Origin of the sequence: Halomonas sp. KX33721, assembly GCF_001596805.1 — a bacterium.
In the GTDB taxonomy this organism is placed as follows: Bacteria; Pseudomonadota; Gammaproteobacteria; order Pseudomonadales; family Halomonadaceae; genus Vreelandella; species Vreelandella aquamarina.
Genome location: NZ_LVIA01000016.1, coordinates 120,683 through 138,998 on the forward strand (window position 1 = coordinate 120,683; position 18,316 = coordinate 138,998).

The following is an 18,316-nucleotide window of genomic DNA, read 5'->3' on the forward strand; positions in this document are numbered from 1 at the left end:
TTTTGGTAAGCAGTGAGTAACCCTGGCGTTTATTAGCCGCTAGGTTTTCAGCTGTTCGACCGGTTCAAACCGTACTAGATCTTCATAAGCGTGCCAGCTTGCATGGCCAAGCACGGGCAGAATCAGCGCCAAGCCAATATAGAACGTCATAACGCCCACTAACACACAGCCAGTAAGAATGGCCGCCCACAGCAGCATGGGCCGGAAATTGCGAGCTACACAGCGTACGCTGGCTTCAATGCCTTCCATAAACGTCAGGTCTTGGTCCATCAGTGTCGGGATGGCCACCACACTGATCGCGAAAGCACCAAAAGCCAGCACACCACCTGCTACCGTGCCAACGGCCAGCATACTCAGGCCTTCCTGCGTGGTTACCAGCGTAGTGTATAGCGTTGCCGGGCTGGGCACTTCAAATCCAAAGAACAGCGCAAACAGCAGCGTGGCTAGGCGTATCCAGGCGAGAAAGAAGATCATCATCATGACGCCCATCATGGCAAGTTGCCCAGCATGGGGCCGCCAGCTACCAAACGCATCGCCCAAGTTCGGGGTACGTCCGCGCTCAAGGGCAAGGCTAATGCCATAGGAACCAACGGCCACCAGTGGCCCGATAAACATGAAGCCAGCAATCATTGGCAATAGCCAATACCAGTAACCCAGCGTGTAAGCACCAAGGGTAATGGCAATACTCAACCCCACCCAAAACATGCCGTAAGCGAGGCTAATAGCAGACGCACGACGAAAATCTTCCATACCTGCGGCTAGCCAAGCACGTGGTCTTTCCATCCCTACCTTATTGATAATGATTTTGACGTTCGGCGCACCGGATGAGTGGTCGTGTGTTTTTGTTGTTACTGCATTCATGGCGTAACTCCTGTGATTTACCCCAGATGGCTGTCACTGACCCAAGCACCAAGGGAAATAGCTACCATGTGTATTGATGACCATTAATCCAACGTTAATGGCTTAATGTTCTATTAATGTAGCTGAGCCGCTGCTTCGCGAATGCTTTTGAAGGCACTCAGTACAAAAAATCCTTCATCGGCGCTTTTAACGACAATTAATTCGATGCGTTAGCGTTTCGTTATATTCGAGCCCCCCCAAAAAAAAGCTCCAAGCCGGGGCTTGGAGCTTTATGACGCACGTTGCGCTTACCGCACGATCATCACCGACACTTTAGCGTGATGAACGACATGCTCGGCGTTGGGGCCCAGTACGTAATCGACGAATTTACGCTTAGTATGGGATGCCATCACAATTAAATCGGCATCAATCTTCTTGCCGACCTTGATGATGGCCTCCCATGGTGAGCCATCAACAATCACACTTTGGGTTTTGATCCCTTCAGGCACATGTTCCTGAATGAATTTATGCTGCGCTTCTTTCACCGCCGCATGCGCTTTTTCAGAGAAGTTTTTCGGAAAGTAAGCGCCAACCATGGGCATTTTAAATTCCGGTAGTACCGTCACCACGTGCAGCGATGCGCCAAAGGTTTGGCACAGCGTTATCGCCGTGGGCAACGCTTTCTTCCATGAGGCCTCTTCGTTCAAGTCTACGGGGAGTAGCACTTTATGGTACATAGCAACCTCCTTAAACAGCGGCCACTTCGTTGGCTTCTTCACGACGCCGACGGCGACGCTGCATCACGACGACCAACCCAAAGATGCCGAGTGCGGGTAACCACATCCACTCTTTTGTCCAACGATCTACCGGGGCCAGCACTTCGAGGATCTCTTGATCGAAATCGAAGCCTAGCTCAGCCGCCTGGCTGCCGAACTCGACGAAATCGACCAGGGTTTGGTCGCCATCTTCGTAAAGCTCTATGCCCAGGTTGGCCATGCGCTCTTCACCTGTTTCACCGCGCGGCACGGGGACGAGCATATAGGTGGTCATCGGCGCCCCGAAATCGTCTTCACCGGCAATTTGCACGCGCAAGTTGCTACCGTTATCGACCTGGCCCAGTGCCTCGGCAAATTGCGCAGGTGGCACCGATTCATAGGGGTCGTGGATTTTGTCCATCCAGAAGCCGGGGCGGAACAGCGTAAAGGCTACCAGCAGCAGCAGCAGCGATTCGTACCAGCGGTTGCGGGTCAGCATGTAGCCTTGTGTACCTGCTGCAAAGATCAGCATGGCGATGGTGGCGACAATAAACACCACAATGCCCTGCATCACCGTGACATCGATCAACAGCAAATCCGTGTTGAAGATGAACAGGAACGGCAGTGCGGCGGTACGCAGGCTGTAGTAAAACGCCTGGAAGCCGGTACGTAGCGGGTCACCGCCAGAAACTGCCGCCGCAGCAAAAGAGGCCAGCCCCACAGGCGGCGTGACATCCGCCATGATGCCGAAGTAGAACACGAACAGGTGCACAGCAATTAGCGGTACGATCAGGCCATTTTGCTGGCCCAGCAGCACAATCACCGGAGCCATCAGCGCCGATACCACGATGTAGTTCGCCGTTGTTGGCAAGCCCATACCCAGAATCAAACTCAGCAGAGCCGTCAGCAGTAGAATCATCATCAGGTTACCGCCTGAGAGAATTTCCACTACGTCCGCGAGTACTAGACCTACCCCCGTTTGGGAGACCGCACCCACGACGATACCCGCCGTGGCAGTCGCAATACCGATACCAATCATGTTGCGGGCACCGGTCACCAGGCCATCCCACAGATCCTTAAAGCCTTCTTTGATATCGGCCGCCATTTGGCTGCGGCCACGGAAAATCGCGATGATCGGGCGCTGGGTAACCATGATGAAAATCATAAACATGGTGGCCCAGAACGCTGACAACCCAGGCGAAAGGCGCTCCACCATCAAGCACCACACCAACACGACAACCGGCAGAATATAGTGTAGGCCGACCATGACCGTCGGGCGAGTTTGCGGCAGCTTCACGACCTCTGAGTTGGGGTCGTCCATCTCCAGCTCAGGGTAGTTAGCGCCTACTTTCAACAAGCCGACATATACAATCGCCAGCCCTACAGAGACCACCCAGGGGGTCGCTTCACCCAGTACCGGCTTTAACCAGCCCAAGCCGTAGTAGACGGCGATGGAGAGGCCCATCAGCAGCAGCAAACCGGTCATAAAGCCGATCACTTTGTTCAGCAACGGGCGTGCCGGATTGCTGGACGGCAGGCCTTTCATATTGGCCTTGAGCGCTTCCAAGTGAACAATGTAGATCAGCGCGATATAGGAGATCAGCGCCGGTAAGAAAGCGTGCTTGATGACGTCGACATAGGGAATACCCACGTATTCCACCATCAAGAAAGCAGCAGCCCCCATGACGGGCGGCATGATCTGGCCATTCACCGAAGACGATACTTCCACCGCCCCCGCTTTTTCCGCGCTAAAGCCGACTCGCTTCATCATCGGAATCGTAAAGGTGCCAGTGGTAACGGTATTGGCAATCGACGACCCCGAGATCAAACCAGTCATACCAGAGGCTACCACTGCCGCTTTGGCTGGGCCGCCTTTGAAGTGGCCAAGCAGCGAGAACGCCACTTTGATGAAGTAGTTACCGGCGCCCGCTTTATCCAGCAACGCACCAAACAGTACAAACAGGAAAACAAAGCTGGTCGAGACCCCCAGCGCAATACCAAACACCCCTTGGGTACCTAGCCACTGGTGGTTAATCAAACCACCCAGACTAACGCCGCGGTGGGCCAAAATGCCCGGCATGTAAGGGCCAAACAACGAGTAAGCAATAAACACCGCCGCCACGATCATCAGGGGCGGCCCTAATGCGCGACGAGTCGCCTCTAACAGCATCAGAATGCCAACAACGCCCACGATAATATCCTGGGTAATCGGCAACCCAGGCCGCTGGGCCAAATCAGCATAGAAAATAAACAGATAGGCGCCGCAAAACGCCGCTAGCGCTGCCAATGCCCAATCAGCTAAGGGCACACGATCACGAGGAGAGCGCTTAAAGGCGGGGTACGCCATAAAGGCTAAAAAGAGCGCAAACGCTAAATGAATCGAGCGCGCTTCCGTGGCGCTAAATACGCCGAAGCCAACAATATAGGGAAGTGGCGATGCAATCCATAGCTGAAACAGCGACCACACTGCTGCAATACTCACCAGCAGCTTACCGGGTACGCCTAAGGGTTTCCGTGCCCCTGTATCGCTGGAAGCGACCATATCCTCCAGGTCGTTCTCAGCGGCTGCCGAAGGTTGTTTGTCATCACGCATACGCTTGCCCTGCCTAATGGTCAGCGCTGACAATCAGCGCTCTCAACAAGAAGCGCGGACACCCAAGGTGCCCGCGCTTTGCAACTCAAAGCGACGCTACTCACCTTCCGTCAGTAGCATCACTCTTTTACAGCTTATTCGATCCAGCCACGCTCACGGTAGTAACGTGCCGCGCCATCGTGCAGCGGCGCGGTCAAGCCGTCAGAGATCATGTCTTCTTCGTTCAGATTCTCGAACGCCGGGTGCAGACGCTTGAAGCGATCGAAGTTTTCGAATACTGCTTTCACCGTTTCGTAAACAATGTCTTCATCAACAGCGGTGGAAGAAACGAAGGTTGCCGCCACACCGAAAGTTTCGACATCTTCGTCGTTACCACGGTAAAGGCCACCCGGAATCACAGAACGCGTGTAGTAGGGGTACTCTTCGATCAAACCGTCGATTTCGTCACCGGTCACAGAGACCAGACGCGCATCAATGGTGGTGGTCGCTTCTTGGATAGAGCCGTTCGGGTGGCCTACCACGTACACCATGGCATCGATGTTGTTGTCAGACAGGGCAGCTGCCTGCTCAGCCGCGTCGAGCTGAGACGCCAGTGCGAAGGTGTCTTCATCCCAACCGAACGCATCCATGACCACGTCCATGGTATTGCGCTGGCCAGAACCAGGGTTACCGATGTTGACGCGCTTGCCTGGGAAATCGCTGATGTCCTCGATACCGGAATCCGCGCGGGCCACCACGGTCAGCGGCTCACCGTGCATGGTGAAGACGGCACGCATATCTTCCCAAGCGCCCTCTTCTTCAAAGTTGGCTTCACCGTGGTAAGCGCGGTACTGAACGTCAGACTGCACAACGCCCATATCCAGCTCACCGCTCTTCATGCCGTTGACGTTAGCAACGGAACCACCGGTAGACGGGGCGTTACAACGGATGTTGTGCTCATCGCTGCCACGGTTAACCATACGGCATACCGACTGGCCAACCACATAGTAAACACCGGTTTGGCCGCCGGTACCGATGGTGATGTAGCGCTCCTGGGCAACGGCCGGAGAGGCAAAGGTTGCCGCCGCAATGAACGCGCCTGAGAAAGCCGCGGTAGAAAATACATGGCGTTTCATGAACACACCTCTTTATCTTGATGTTGTGAGCGTTATGCGCTTTGAAGCCATCTGCAGAACGGTTCCCTTCAGGTGTTTCGGCTCCAAAACGTTGTCAAGACAGTCTGTTATCGATCTCGGCATTTAGTGCCGACTGTTCCTACTTTAGCGAAAAAACTGCTAATTGGCGAAGTACGAGACAATTTTATGCCTGCACCGCAGGCAGCGCAGCGCAGCGCAGCGCATTGCCTAGCCAGCGTGATGACGCTAGCTACTCTGCTCAGGAGTTTGTCCTAAGCGCTTTTCCTAAATGCTTTCACTTAGGCATTGCCATACTTTCTCGCTTGTTTGCACGTCTGTCGCCAGTCTAATAGCCGGTAACGTTTAGTAAACGTTAAACATCATGTCATATTGGCATAGGCCATCGCTTATTGGTTATCTCGATTGATCATTAGACGCTATAGCCCAACACCGTGGGCAGCCAAAGAGCAATGCTGGGAAATATCGCCACCAGTGCCAAAGCGCCCCCCATGGCAACCACAAACAGCAGCGCCCAGCCAATCGTATGCTCTAGGCGTATCTTGGCAACTTCCGTGGTCACCATCAGGTTCACCGCCACCGGAGGCGTAAATTGACCAATGGCAATATTCATCGCCAGCAAAATACCAAACCATACCGGATTCCACTCAAAATGCTGCATCACCGGAACCAGAATTGGCATCATGATCAGATAAATCGAAATCGCATCCAGCAGCATGCCCGCCACCAGTACCGCCAACATCACCAGTATCAACAGCAAGACGCCGTTATCAGTCAGGCTGATGATCCATTCCGCTAAATGGCGGAAGGTGCCGAGCATCGTGCCTGACCAGGCAAAAATTCCCGCCAGTGCGATAATCAGCATCACTACGCCAGAGATAATCGCCGCTTCCCCCAGTAGCTCCCACACATCCCGAAGTGTCAGCTCTCGGGTAAGAAACAGGCCTACCACCGCCCCATAGGCAACGGCCACCACGGCGGCTTCCGTGGGGGTAAACAGTCCTGAGCGCAGCCCACCTAAAATCAGCACTGGCGCAAACAAAGCAGGCAGCGCCTCGCGGAAGGTTCCGCGTACCGTCAGTTTTTCGGCTCCCTCTACCGGCGTGCCTTCCCAACCGTAACGCTTGGCGACCAGCATCGCCGGTACCAGCAGCGCCAAACCCGCTAGCACACCAGGGAAAAGCCCTGCGGCGAACAGCGCACGCAGATCAACGCCCGGCACCACAATCGAGTAGAGAATCAGCGCCACTGAAGGCGGAATTAAGATCGCCGTGGATGCCGAAGCCGCAATGAGCGTGGCCGAAAACGGCTTGGGGTAGCCTGCTTTCGTCATGCTAGGCAGCATCACCATGGCCACGGCAGCGGCGTCAGCGGGGCCAGAGCCGCTCATGCCGCCCATAATCATGCACACCAATACCGCAACCAGCGCCAGCCCACCGTGACGGGGCCCAATGAGCGCCTGGGCAAAACGCACCAAACGCAGCGCCACGCCTGCTCGCTCAAAAATCAGCCCGGTGAGAATAAACAGTGGAATCGCAATGAGAGGGTATTTAGCGATGCTGTTATAGGTATTGGTACCCAGGGTGGCCAGCATATCCGGCGACAGACCCAGCACGATGCCCACCGCACCAGAAAGCGCCAAGGAAAACGCCACCGGTACGCCAGCAATTAACAGCCCGGCAAATGCCAAAATCATCCAAATATCAGGCGTCACTGGTTAGCTCCCCTTTCAAACGGTCACGGGTTTGCTGCACCAAGCGCCATAGCATGGCAGCAGACAAAATAGGCAGCCACACCAAGTACCACCACTGGGGCAGGCCTAACCCAGGCGACAGTGACTCCCACTGATATTCCTGCCACGCCAACTTGCCGCCATACCAAGTAATTAAACCCAATACGATCAGGCCACACAGGGCTTGAAAAAGAATCAGCGCGCCCCGCCACCGCTCAGGCAGGGCACGCTCTAAAAAACCAATGCGGATATGCCGGTCGCGGCGTAATGCTACCGACGCACCGGCAAAGGTCAGCACGACCAATAGAAAGACGGAAAACTCTTCCGTGAACGAAAATGAGCCACCTGTAAGGTAACGAGTGATCACATTACCCAGGCTAATCAATGAAATCACAATCAGCGCCAGCGCACCTAGCCAGCGCTCTGGGCGTGCATCAGGAAAGCCTTTCATGGCAGCCTCACAGCAAAGAACCGCCGCCCTGGTTAAGCGGCAGTCAAAACCCTCGAAGAATTAACGTGCGTCGATAGCGGCTTGGGCGGCATTTACCACCTCTTCACCAATGCGCGGAGTCCATTTTTCGTACACCGACTGAGTGGCATCCACAAACGCCTGGTACTGCTCATCGGTCAGCTCGGTTACCGTGACACCACGCTCTTGAATCGCGGCTAAACGCTCGCTCTCCTGCTCACGGGTCATGGCAATTTCCCACGCGCCCGCTTCTTCGGCTGTTTCACGCAGCATGGCCTGCTGCTCTTCACTCAGCGACTGCCATACCTGCTGATTAACGGCAAAAACAAGCGGGTCGTTCATGTAGTTCCAGAGCGTTAGATGCTCTTGGCCCACCTGGTCAATACGCGCCACATCAAATACGGAAAGCGGGTTCTCCTGGCCATCGACCGCACCCGTGGTGAGGGCCGGTTGGGCGTCGGTCCAGCTCATCTGCGTAGGGTCAGCGCCTAAAGCGGAGAACGTATCCTGGAACAGCGGCGAGCCCACTACACGGATCTTCAGGCCATCCAGATCCTCCGGCTGGCTGATAGGGCCACGGGAGTTGGATACCTGACGGAAGCCATTTTCCCCCCAGGCCAGCGGAATAACGCCACGGGACTCAATCGCCTCGAACACCATAGTGCCCGCATCCCCGCCGGTCACGGCATCGACAGCGGTTTCATCAGGAATAAAGAACGGCAAAGAGAACAGGTTCAATTCCGGCACTTGGGGCGACCAGTTGATGGTTGAACCCACGGCGGCATCAATCAGCCCAGAGCGCATGGCAGAAAATTCGCGGGTTTGGTCACCCGACACCAGCTGAGAGTTGGGGTAGACCCGCAGAGTGAGTTCACCACCGCTGCGCTCCTCCACCAGCTCTGCCCACTTTTCAGCGGCCTGCCCCCAAGGAAAGGCTTCTGAAAGCACGGTAGAGACCGAGAGTTCGCGGGCTTGCGCGGAAAAAGCCGCCGAGAGCAGCGCAGCGCCAGCTAAGCCAGCGGTTAAACGAGCCATAGAGCGTGTCAGCGTCATTATTGTCGATCCTTTTTATCCGTTCTTTTTTTATCAATACTTTTTGCGGTTCTTATGAGATGCCCGGCCCAGTGAAAGGCAACAGGCACACGCCCATTGTAGGCAGTTAGCAAGCGAAAGGAAGCCATCTAAGGTCGGTCTTGGCAACTCAGTGAGTTATCCTCAGGTGTCTACTTCGCAAAACGCCCCGCGCATCAGCGTCAGGGCGTTTCATAGGCTTGCGCTAAAAGGCTACTCGCCAGAGCATGAAATAGCGCATTACTCAGGGCGGCAAAAACCGGCCAGCGCAGGCACCGAGACACAGTCGCCTACCTGTATGCCACGTTCCGCAAAGTAACCCGCGTTAACTTCCAGCGCCGCATGGTAGGCCGTCCCGGCAGGATAAGAGGGGCACTCCTGGGGGGCATCAGATTCGCAGGGTGGCATCGTGTTTATAGCAACGATGCGCCCTTCGCCGTCGATATACGCGATATCCAGCGGAATCAGCGTGCGGTACATCCAAAAGGCGTTACCAGCGGGCTGCTCACGCTCGAAGCGAAACAGCATGCCTCGTGTTTCTGGCAGATGTTCACGTCCCATCAGGCCGCGCTGGCGCTGGGAAGCGGTTTCGGCGACTTCGACATCGAGACGGTGCGGGCCACCTTCGCTATGGATCGCCAGTTGCAGCGTGTTGGCTGGCGCGGGTTCAGCTGCCCAAGCCGCTAACAGCGACAGGGGTAAACAGGCGGCAAGCGAAACACCGGCAGCGGTTTTCAGCAGTTGGCGGCGTGTCAGGGTCATAACAGGTTCCTTTTGTTGTGTGATGCCGTTTGGGTACGCTGCGCGGGCATAAGATGAATCCCCTCAGCCAGCAGCGAGACGTGCACCCTTTTCCCCAAGCTAAGCTGATTACGTTTAGCCGCGTGGGTGGCGATGTCGAAACGTAGCATATCTCCGTGGGAAACACGCAGCGAGATTGATGTCATGCCGCCCAACACCACCATTTCACTGACCGTCGCCGCCACCGGGTTTTCGCGTTCGCCTTGGGAAGGCCGTCCCCGACGATGCAGTACAATATCCGACGGCGGCAGGTACCAGGCCAATGACTCTCCTACTTCACACTGGGCGATACCTTCGCTGACTTCTAGCAGCCATTCCCCCCACTGCAAGCGTCGCCCATGGACCGTCTCGACAACCTGCCCGGTAAAAACGTTATGGCGATCCAGCAGCCTAGCGACAAGCGGCGAAGCGGGCCGTCGAAACAGCGCTTCAGGCGTGCCCTGCTGCAGGCTTACCCCGTTATGCAACACGCAGATTTGATCAGCGAGCGCGGTGGCTTCTTCCAAGTCGTGGGTGACGAGAATAATGGGGATAGAAATTTGCTGGCGCAGTAGCGCCAGCTCGCGCTGCAAGCGGCGGCGAGTCACCTGATCCACCGCAGAGAACGGCTCATCCAGCAGCAGCGCTTGGGGTTCTCTGGCCAAGGCGCGAGCCAAGGCCACTCGCTGGCGCTGGCCGCCGGAAAGCTCGCTGGGGTAGCGCGCCTCTAAGCCTTCCAAGCGCACTTTAGTGAGCCACTGAACAGCCTGTTCACGCCTTTGAGCGCGGGGCAGGTGTCCTATGGCTAGCTGAACGTTCTGCAGCGCCGTTAGATGAGGGAACAGCGCATAATCCTGAAACACCATACCAATCTGGCGCGCTTGCGGCGGCAGTGAGTGGCGCTGGCCGCTTTGGGCCAGAAACCACTCCCTGCCCGCGCAGCTCACTCTGCCCTGCTGAGGCTGGTAAAGCCCGGCAATGGTGCGCAGCAAGGTAGTTTTACCACTTCCCGATGGCCCGACCAGCGCCAGCAGCTCCCCAGGGGCGCAGCGAAACGAGGCATTGAGCGGAATCGGGCCAGCCTGTTGGGCCGTCACTATCAGATCATCCACGTGACCACCTGCGCTTGCCAGCGAGCCCATAGACAAGGCCTAAGGTTGCCAGAGAAATGGCCAGCAAGAGGGCAGACATGCTCGCCGCGCCCTGCTCGTCAAAGGCCTGTACGCGGTCATAAATGGCAATAGAGAGCGTGCGGGTCTCGCCATCAATCGCACCGCCGACCAGCAAAATCACGCCAAACTCGCCCAGTGTGTGCGCAAAGGTTAGCGCTGCCGCCGACAAAATGCCCGGCCACACCAGCGGCAATTCAATACGCCACAGGGTTTGCCATGGGCTTAGCCCACTGCACCACGCAGCCTCACGCAGGTTCGCAGGCACATGCTCAAAGGCACGCTGAATCGGCTGAATAGCAAAGGGGAGATTGGCAATCAGAGAAGCCAACAAAATACCGCTAAAGGTAAAGTTGAGCCCGCCCCCTGTCAGCGCCGCCCAGGCACCGCCTAACGGCGCATCGCGGCCAAACTGCTGAAGCAGATAAAACCCCAGCACCGTAGGCGGTAGCACCAGCGGCAGCGCAATCAGCGCCTCACACAGCCCCTTGCCACGGAACTGTGCGGTCGCCAGCACGCGCCCCCACCAAATGCCTAGAGGTAATAAGAAGAGACAGGTAAACGCCGCGAGCCGCAGCGAGACAGAGAACGCCGACCAGTCCATTAATCGGTACTAAATCCGTAGGTTTCAAAAATCGCTTTCGCATCCGCCTGTTGCAGCCACTCGTAAAACGCGTGAGCCACTTCTCCAGCCTGCGGCGTTAACACCATGCGCTGGCGCAGCGGCGTATGCCACGTTTCAGGCATCAACACCGCCTCGCTGCGCTCAGCCAACGCAGGTGCCACCGCTAGCGAGTAAGCCACTAAGCCACCTCGCGCCTCGTCGGAAAGGGCAAACTGCATCGCCTGGGAGACATTCTCCCCTTGAACCCGCAGCGGTTCGCTGGCTTCCCACAGGCCCGCCTTTTGCAACACGTCTCGGGCGGCCATGCCGTAAGGGGCGTGTTCTGGGCTGGCAATGGCGATACGCAGCCGCTGCCCCTCTTCCCAGGCGGTAATGGCCTCCTGCACGCCGGCAAGCGGCGCTTGCTCACTGGGTACGGAGTAACGGCCAGCCGGCTGTACCCAGGCTAGCCGTCCTCGGGCGTAAATCACGCCCGCGTTATCCACGTAGCCCTCGTCGTAAAGCGCCTGAACGAACCCTTCATCTGCTGACAAAAACAGCTCGAAGGGCGCGCCTTGGGCGATTTGACGACGAAAGTTGCCGGAGGAGCCGAAGTTCAGCCGCAGCGTGTGCCCGGTCTGCTGGGTAAACTGGGCGGCGGCTTCCTCCAGGGCGAACTGCAGGCTAGACGCCGCCGCTACAATGGGCGCGCCCGCCATCACAGGCGCGCTTAACAGCCAACCGCATAGCAACAGCAGTAAGCGCATATGCTAGGCCTTTGCGCTGTCGGCGTGTTGCTCGGTAATAGCCATCACTTTCATGGTATTGGTACCACCGTGGGCGTTCATGTGATCGCCACGGGTCAAGATGACGTGATCACCCGGCTTGGCGACGCCCTGCTTCACCAACAGCGTAAGGGCTTGATCGTTAAGCTCGGTGGCGGTCATTTTCGAGGTATCGAAGGGAAGTGAGACCACGCCGCGGTACATGGCCATACGGCGCTGGGCAATCGGGTTGTGGGCCAAGCCGACGATGGGCAAGCCCGAGCGAATGCGCGAGGCAATCAGCGGCGTGTAACCAGAGGCAGTCATGCAGGCAATCGCGACCACGCCTTTCATGTGGTTTGCGGCATACATGGCCGAAAGGGCAATGGTTTCATCCGGGCGGGTAAAGCCTTCGTGGATACGGTGGCCCGACTCTTGGGCAACCCGCTCACGCTCGGCACCCAGACAAACACGCGCCATCGCTTCTACGGTTTCCAGCGGGTAGTCGCCCGCAGCGGTTTCCGCAGAGAGCATGACCGCATCGCTGCCATCCAGCACCGCGTTCGCCACGTCGAAAACTTCAGCGCGGGTGGGTAGCGGCGCGGAGATCATGCTCTCCATCATTTGGGTGGCGGTAATCACCGCGCGGTTAAGCGAACGGGCGCGCTTGATCATCCGCTTTTGCACGCCGACCAGCTTGGCATCGCCAATTTCCACGCCGAGGTCGCCACGGGCCACCATCACCGCTTCGGAGGCTTCGATAATGCCATCCAGCGTGGCGTCATCGGCCACGGCCTCGGCACGCTCCACTTTGGCAACGAGGCCAATTTCCTTGCCCTCTTCACCCAGCAGGCGGCGGGCTTCCAGCATATCCTCCGCTGAACGGGGAAAGGAAATAGCTAAATAATCAACGCCAATCTCGACGGCGGTTTTCAGATCGGCTCTATCTTTTTCTGTCAGCGCGGGGGCAGATAGCCCGCCGCCCTGCTTGTTAATGCCTTTATGATTAGAGAGCTTGCCACCCACCACCACCTCGGTGTGAACCTGCTTGCCCTCTACGCGGGTAACATCCAGCACCACGCGACCATCATCCAGCAGCAGGCGGTCGCCCGCGGTTACATCATCCGCCAGGGTTTTGTAATCGCAGCCGACGCCGTGGATATCACCAGCGTCGCTATCCATGGCCATATCCAGTACAAACGGCTGGCCCTCTTCTAAATAAACCGCCCCCTCTTTAAAGCGAGCAACGCGAATTTTGGGGCCTTGCAAATCGCCCAGCGCGGCCACACTGCGGCCTAGCTGAGCGGCGATTTCACGCACACGGGCAAGGCGGCGGCGATGGTCGTCCGCCGTGCCGTGGGAAAAGTTCAAGCGGACCACATCCACCCCCGCCTTCAACATGGCTTCCAGTACGCCTTCACGGTCACTGGCGGGGCCGAGGGTCGCGACAATTTTGGTACGACGAAGGGGGATATGGGTGTTTGCGCTCATAAATGTCCTAACCGTTCATAGAGTAGAGTGTCAGCTTATCAGCATAACCCAACCAAGATGACACTCGCATGCACTTGCGGTGGGCTATTCCGCTAAAGTGACGGTAACAGCCAGGGGATATTCTTCACAGTTATTGCCATCCCCACCGCGATCCACCACTAGAAACTCCCCTTCGCGCTCCAACACCGACTGAATCGCGTGCCAAGTACCGGCGCGGTAGTTCACCCCTTGGCGGCCGTCGGTGACAAACGCCTGCACCTCGTTTGGCGCAATGGTGTCGCCAGGCGGTGCCACCACCACGATAAAGCGCTCCTGATGCAGCGGCATAAACGCCTGACTGCCCTGGGGGTGGCGCTCTAAAAACGTGAGATTGAGCGGCAGCGTCACTGGCTGGCTGACAAAAATATTGATCAGCGTTCGAGCGTTGTCGCCGAGGGTTTCTACCCTGGCGAGGTCGTGATGGCGCTGGGTGCGCCCGGCGTTAATCGGGAACGATGCGGAGGTGCGGGCATCGATGACGTCTCCAAAGGGCGCAAACGCCTCCGCCGTCAGCGGTTTTGCCGTCAGATTTAACATAGCATCATCCTAACGAGTATTAGTTATGGTGGGCTTCCCAACTCAGATTTTGAGCGCCGCATGGCGGTTAACGTCTTTGTACAACAGGTAGCGGAACGGGCCAGGGCCACCGGCGTAGCACGCCTGAGGGCAGAAGGCGCGTAGCCACATAAAGTCGCCCGCTTCCACTTCGACCCATTGCTGGTTCAAGTGATACACCGCTTTGCCTTCAAGTACGTAGAGGCCATGCTCCATCACGTGGGTTTCATCAAACGGAATCACGCCGCCCGGCTGAAAGGTAACGATATTGACGTGCATATCGTGGCGCACGTCGTTAGGGTCGACAAAACGCGTCGTGGCCCAGCGGCCTTCGGTGCCCGGCATTTCGATCGGTGCAATCTCCTGCTCATTGGTCACGAAGGCTTTGGGCACTTCCAGACCTTCTACATACTCGTAGGCTTTGCGCACCCAGTGGAAACGCACCGGCTCGCGGGTTTCATTGCGCACCTGCCAGTGGCTGCCAGGTGGAATAAACGCGTAGCCACCCGGCCCCATCGTATGGCGCTCGCCCGCTAAAGTGAGCGTTAACTCACCCTCCACAATAAACAACACGCCTTCCGCTTGGGGGTCTAGCTCAGGCTTATCGCTACCGCCCTCGGACTGCACTTCCATGATGTACTGGGAGAAGGTTTCCGCAAATCCCGACAGCGGCCGCGCCAGCACCCACAACCGAGTGCCCTCCCAAAACGGCAGGTTGCTGGTCACGATGTCGCGCATCACGCCTTTGGGAATCAGTGCATAGGCTTCGGTAAAGACCGCACGGTCAGCGGTGAGTTGGGTTTGCGGCGGGTGACCACCGGAGGGGGCGTAGTAAGTCGTTTTATTCATTATGATGCTGCCTTTTAACGAGTCGGTGCCGGATGATGCTCCGCCCAGTGGCGGGCGATATCCACCCGGCGTGCTACCCACACTCGGTCGTGGGCTTCAATATGGTCTAAGAAGCGCTGCAGTGCGCGGAAGCGCCCCGGGCGGCCCAACAAACGGCAGTGCATACCAATTGAGAGCATCTTCGGCGCTTCTTCCCCTTCGGCGTACAGTACATCAAAGGCGTCGCGCAGGTAGGTAAAGAAGTGGTCCGCCGTATTGAAACCTTGCGGAGCAGCAAAGCGCATGTCGTTGGTATCTAAGGTGTAAGGCACGATCAGGTGGTTATGCTCAGCCCCCTGGCTATCGCTCACCTTGGTCCAGAACGGTAGGTCGTCGCCGTAGTAATCGCTGTCGTAAAGGAAACCACCTTCGTCCAGAATTAAACGGCGCGTATTGGGGCTGTCGCGCCTGTGTACCAACCTTCAGGCTTTTCACCATACAAACGCTGGAAGATCTCCATGGCCTTTTGCAGATGTTCGCGCTCGACATGCTCAGGAGTTTCTTGGTAGTGAATCCAACGGTAGCCGTGGCACGCCACTTCATGGCCAAGCTCTTTAAACGCCTGGGCCACGTCCGGGTGGCGCTCTAGCGCCATCGCTACCCCAAATACGGTGAGCGGCAACCCACGACGCTCGAACTCGCGCAGAATACGCCACACGCCAGCGCGGGAGCCGTACTCGTAGATGGATTCCATGCTCAGGTGGCGGTCTGGGTAGCTGGCCGCACCGATAATCTCGGACAAAAACTGCTCCGAGCCTGAATCCCCATGCAGCACGCAGTTCTCGCCGCCCTCCTCATAATTAAGCACAAATTGAACGGCGATCTTGGCCTTGCCTGGCCAGTTAGCGTGGGGCGGCGTGCGGCCATAGCCGATTAAATCGCGAGGGTAATGAGAGGTCATGGACAGGCTCCTTAACAAAGGCAGAGCGTTTTAGTTTGTATACAAAATAGCCATTTTGAACGGCCATCGCAATTCAACGCAGGGCTAATTAATTGAGATGACGACGCTTTTCGGCTCAACAGCACACTAACCCTTTGAAACCTGAACACTTGATCAACTCTACGAGCGCTAAACCGTTGCATGAAAGGGCTTGCGCATCGCAGAAAAGCGCCCTATTTTCGTATACAAGATAGAAAATATTGTTCACATGCGAGTATCACCCCGTGCATATACGCTTGATTAACCCTAATACCACGGCTGCCATGACGGCGACAATTCGACAAGCAGCCGAACAGTTAGCGGCCCCATCGACCACGGTGAGCGCCACTCAACCCGACGCTGGCCCGGTCTCTATCGAGAGCCACTTCGATGAAGCAGTGAGCGCGGTGGGCGTGGCCGAAGAGGTGCTGAAAGGCGAGCGCGAGGGCAATATTGATGCCTACGTAGTGGCCTGCTTTGGTGACCCCGGCTTGCTGGCTGCCCGCGAGCTGACCCGCGCCCCAGTGATTGGCATTGCCGAAGCCGCTTTTCACATGGCCACCTTGATTAGCACGCGCTTCTCGATTGTGACCACGCTAGGCCGTACCGGTATTATTGCCGAGCACCTTCTTGAGCAGTACGGCTTTAGCCACCACTGCCGCCGCATTCGCGCCGCTGAAATTCCGGTGCTGGATTTGGAAGACCACCCTGACGCCGCCTTTAGCCGCATTGTGCAAGAGTGCTGCCGTGCCCGCGATGAGGATGGCATCGGCGCGATTGTGCTGGGCTGCGGCGGGATGGCGAACCTCACCCACGCCATTAGCCGCGAAGTTGGCCTGCCCGTGGTGGAAGGGGTAAGCGCGGCGCTGAAGCTTGCCGAATCGCTGGTGGGGCTGGGCTTACATACCAGCAAATACGGCGATTTAGACTACCCTCGCCCAAAACCCTTTACCGGCAAGTTCGCGGATTTATCCAACCTAACCCTGCCACCCACACGCTAAAAAATCACGCACCATAAAACTATAACAACCGTACGAATACCGCCATTAGCACGCCACGCCGCAAGCGTCTCTTGGGCAGAGTCTGCCCAGGTTACCAATAACATCGATAATCTTGCGAGGACGGTAACATGAGCACTTCAACCTCTGCTCTTACCTCAGATGAACTACCGGGAGCGGCTAGCCCCGCCACCGCCAAAGCCGTTGGGGCGGAAAGCTTAGCTCCGCAAAGTACCCGCATTATGGGGCGCACTTCCTACTTTTTAGCCTGGTTTGGGGGGTGTGTCTCTATCGGCACCTTCGCCATGGGCTCAAGCGTGGTGGGCACGCTCAACCTGCTTCAAGCCACCCTGGCCATCGCCATTGGCTGCTTTGTGATTGGCGTGGCGCTCGCCATTAACGGGGCTGCTGGCTACAAATACGGCATCCCGTTTATGGTGCAGGCACGCAGTGCATTCGGTTTTACCGGCACGCGTATTCCCGGTTTGGTGCGCGCCGTTCCTGCCATCGTCTGGTACGGTTTTCAAAGCTGGATTGGCGCAGGTGCCCTCAACATGGTGTCGGCGACACTGTTTGGCTTCGACAACCTGATCTTCTACTTCATTGCTTTCCAGTGTTTGCAGATTGGCCTTTCGGTACTCGGCTTTCAGGGCATTAAGTGGCTGGAAAATATCGGCAGCGCCTTTATTCTCTGCTCGCTGATGTACATGTTCTACGCCACGGTGCAGCGCTACGGTGACGAGCTTTCCACCAGCCTGCTGACCATGGAAGGCTCTTGGGGGATGCCCTTCTGGAGCGCCACCATGCTGTTTTTGGGCATCTACAGCACCATGATGCTGAATGTGAGCGATTACTCCCGTGAGCATAAAAAAGGCACCGGCCAAGGGCTATTAACCACTATTTACGCCATGTCGATTCTGCCCTGCACGCTGTTTATGGGCCTGATTGGCTACATGGTGTCGCAAGCCACTGGCACCGCAGACCCCATCCAGGTGTTCGCCAACGCGGTAGATAACACGCCGCTACTAATGATCACCCTGCTGTTTATCGCCTTCGCCCAGGTAACCACCAACGTGCTGAACAACGTGGTGCCGCCCACCTACGTGCTGATGGACGTGTTCAAACTCAAGTTCCCCGTCGCAACGGTGATTGTGGGTCTGCTGGCCTTCGCCACTTTCCCCTGGAAGCTGGTGCAGCCGGAATCGGCCGCAGGGTTGCAGCTCTTTGTACAAACCTACTCCGCGTTCCTTGGCCCCATCTTCGCCATTCTGGTGGTGGACTACTACGTGATTCGCCGCCGCACGCTGGATATCGGCAAGCTCTACGATGAAAACGGCCCGTACCAAGGCATTAACAACGCCGCACTGATTGCCACGGCGGTGGGGATTATCGCAGCGCTCTCGTTCTCGGCGGTCTCTTGGTACGCCAGCCTAATCCCTGCTGGACTGACCTACTACCTGTTGATGAAACACTGGCCCGCCTGCCAGCGCTTCACCCAGTAATTGTCTTGCCAGCG

Annotated in this window: 16 protein-coding genes and 1 pseudogene; 2 read left to right on the forward strand and 15 right to left on the reverse strand. The window is 57.0% G+C overall.

What is annotated here, in order from left to right:
* Positions 1-39: 39 nt before the first annotated feature.
* The 15 genes and pseudogenes from A3220_RS07185 to puuE form a co-directional block, all read right to left on the reverse strand.
* Positions 40-861, reverse strand: coding sequence for a DUF2189 domain-containing protein (locus A3220_RS07185; protein ID WP_062374077.1), 822 nt, complete (start codon positions 859-861; stop codon positions 40-42).
* A 287-nt stretch (positions 862-1,148) separates the two neighbouring features.
* Positions 1,149-1,577, reverse strand: coding sequence for a universal stress protein (locus tag A3220_RS07190; protein ID WP_044628675.1), 429 nt, complete (start codon positions 1,575-1,577; stop codon positions 1,149-1,151).
* 10 nt (positions 1,578-1,587) lie between these two features.
* Positions 1,588-4,188: a TRAP transporter permease gene (locus A3220_RS07195; protein WP_062374080.1), complete on the reverse strand. Its 2,601-nt coding sequence runs from the start codon at positions 4,186-4,188 to the stop codon at positions 1,588-1,590.
* 134 nt (positions 4,189-4,322) lie between these two features.
* Positions 4,323-5,303 (reverse strand): TAXI family TRAP transporter solute-binding subunit, encoded by a 981-nt coding sequence (locus A3220_RS07200; RefSeq protein ID WP_044628677.1) that lies wholly within the window; start codon positions 5,301-5,303, stop codon positions 4,323-4,325.
* Positions 5,304-5,733: 430 nt separating this feature from the next.
* Positions 5,734-7,035, reverse strand: coding sequence for a TRAP transporter large permease (locus A3220_RS07205; RefSeq protein WP_062374083.1), 1,302 nt, complete (start codon positions 7,033-7,035; stop codon positions 5,734-5,736).
* Positions 7,025-7,504, reverse strand: coding sequence for a TRAP transporter small permease (locus A3220_RS07210; RefSeq protein ID WP_044628679.1), 480 nt, complete (start codon positions 7,502-7,504; stop codon positions 7,025-7,027). Before A3220_RS07210 ends, A3220_RS07205 begins: the two co-directional genes overlap by 11 nt.
* A gap of 60 nt (positions 7,505-7,564) precedes the next feature.
* A complete protein-coding gene (locus tag A3220_RS07215) occupies positions 7,565-8,575 on the reverse strand; it encodes a DctP family TRAP transporter solute-binding subunit (protein WP_062374085.1) in 1,011 nt (336 codons plus the stop codon).
* Between the two features lie 258 nt (positions 8,576-8,833).
* Entirely contained in the window at positions 8,834-9,355 is a 522-nt protein-coding gene (locus A3220_RS07220) for a DUF192 domain-containing protein (protein WP_062374088.1), read from the reverse strand.
* Positions 9,352-10,485: an ABC transporter ATP-binding protein gene (locus A3220_RS07225; RefSeq protein WP_252860429.1), complete on the reverse strand. Its 1,134-nt coding sequence runs from the start codon at positions 10,483-10,485 to the stop codon at positions 9,352-9,354. The genes A3220_RS07220 and A3220_RS07225 overlap by 4 nt, the downstream gene beginning before the upstream one ends.
* Complete coding sequence (gene modB, locus A3220_RS07230; RefSeq protein ID WP_054640951.1) at positions 10,478-11,146, reverse strand: molybdate ABC transporter permease subunit; 669 nt, start codon at positions 11,144-11,146, stop codon at positions 10,478-10,480. The genes A3220_RS07225 and modB overlap by 8 nt, the downstream gene beginning before the upstream one ends.
* The gene (gene modA, locus A3220_RS07235; RefSeq protein WP_062374095.1) at positions 11,146-11,913 is read right to left on the reverse strand and encodes a molybdate ABC transporter substrate-binding protein; all 768 of its coding nucleotides are present in this window, start codon (positions 11,911-11,913) and stop codon (positions 11,146-11,148) included. Before modA ends, modB begins: the two co-directional genes overlap by 1 nt.
* 3 nt (positions 11,914-11,916) lie before the next feature.
* Entirely contained in the window at positions 11,917-13,401 is a 1,485-nt protein-coding gene (pyk, locus tag A3220_RS07240; RefSeq protein WP_062374098.1) for a pyruvate kinase, read from the reverse strand.
* Positions 13,402-13,485: 84 nt separating this feature from the next.
* Positions 13,486-13,977: an ureidoglycolate lyase gene (locus A3220_RS07245; RefSeq protein WP_062374101.1), complete on the reverse strand. Its 492-nt coding sequence runs from the start codon at positions 13,975-13,977 to the stop codon at positions 13,486-13,488.
* A 42-nt stretch (positions 13,978-14,019) separates the two neighbouring features.
* Positions 14,020-14,844 carry a bifunctional allantoicase/(S)-ureidoglycine aminohydrolase gene (locus A3220_RS07250; protein ID WP_062374104.1) on the reverse strand — a complete coding sequence of 275 codons (825 nt, stop codon included), beginning with the start codon at positions 14,842-14,844 and terminating at the stop codon, positions 14,020-14,022.
* A gap of 14 nt (positions 14,845-14,858) precedes the next feature.
* A pseudogene (gene puuE / locus A3220_RS07255) lies at positions 14,859-15,784 on the reverse strand (allantoinase PuuE).
* Positions 15,785-16,047: 263 nt separating this feature from the next.
* Here puuE and A3220_RS07260 point away from each other — a divergent pair.
* Both A3220_RS07260 and A3220_RS07265 read left to right on the forward strand, forming a co-directional pair.
* Positions 16,048-16,803 (forward strand): aspartate/glutamate racemase family protein, encoded by a 756-nt coding sequence (locus A3220_RS07260; protein WP_058577171.1) that lies wholly within the window; start codon positions 16,048-16,050, stop codon positions 16,801-16,803.
* Positions 16,804-16,931: 128 nt separating this feature from the next.
* Positions 16,932-18,302: an NCS1 family transporter gene (locus A3220_RS07265; RefSeq protein WP_062374107.1), complete on the forward strand. Its 1,371-nt coding sequence runs from the start codon at positions 16,932-16,934 to the stop codon at positions 18,300-18,302.
* Positions 18,303-18,316 lie beyond the last annotated feature (14 nt).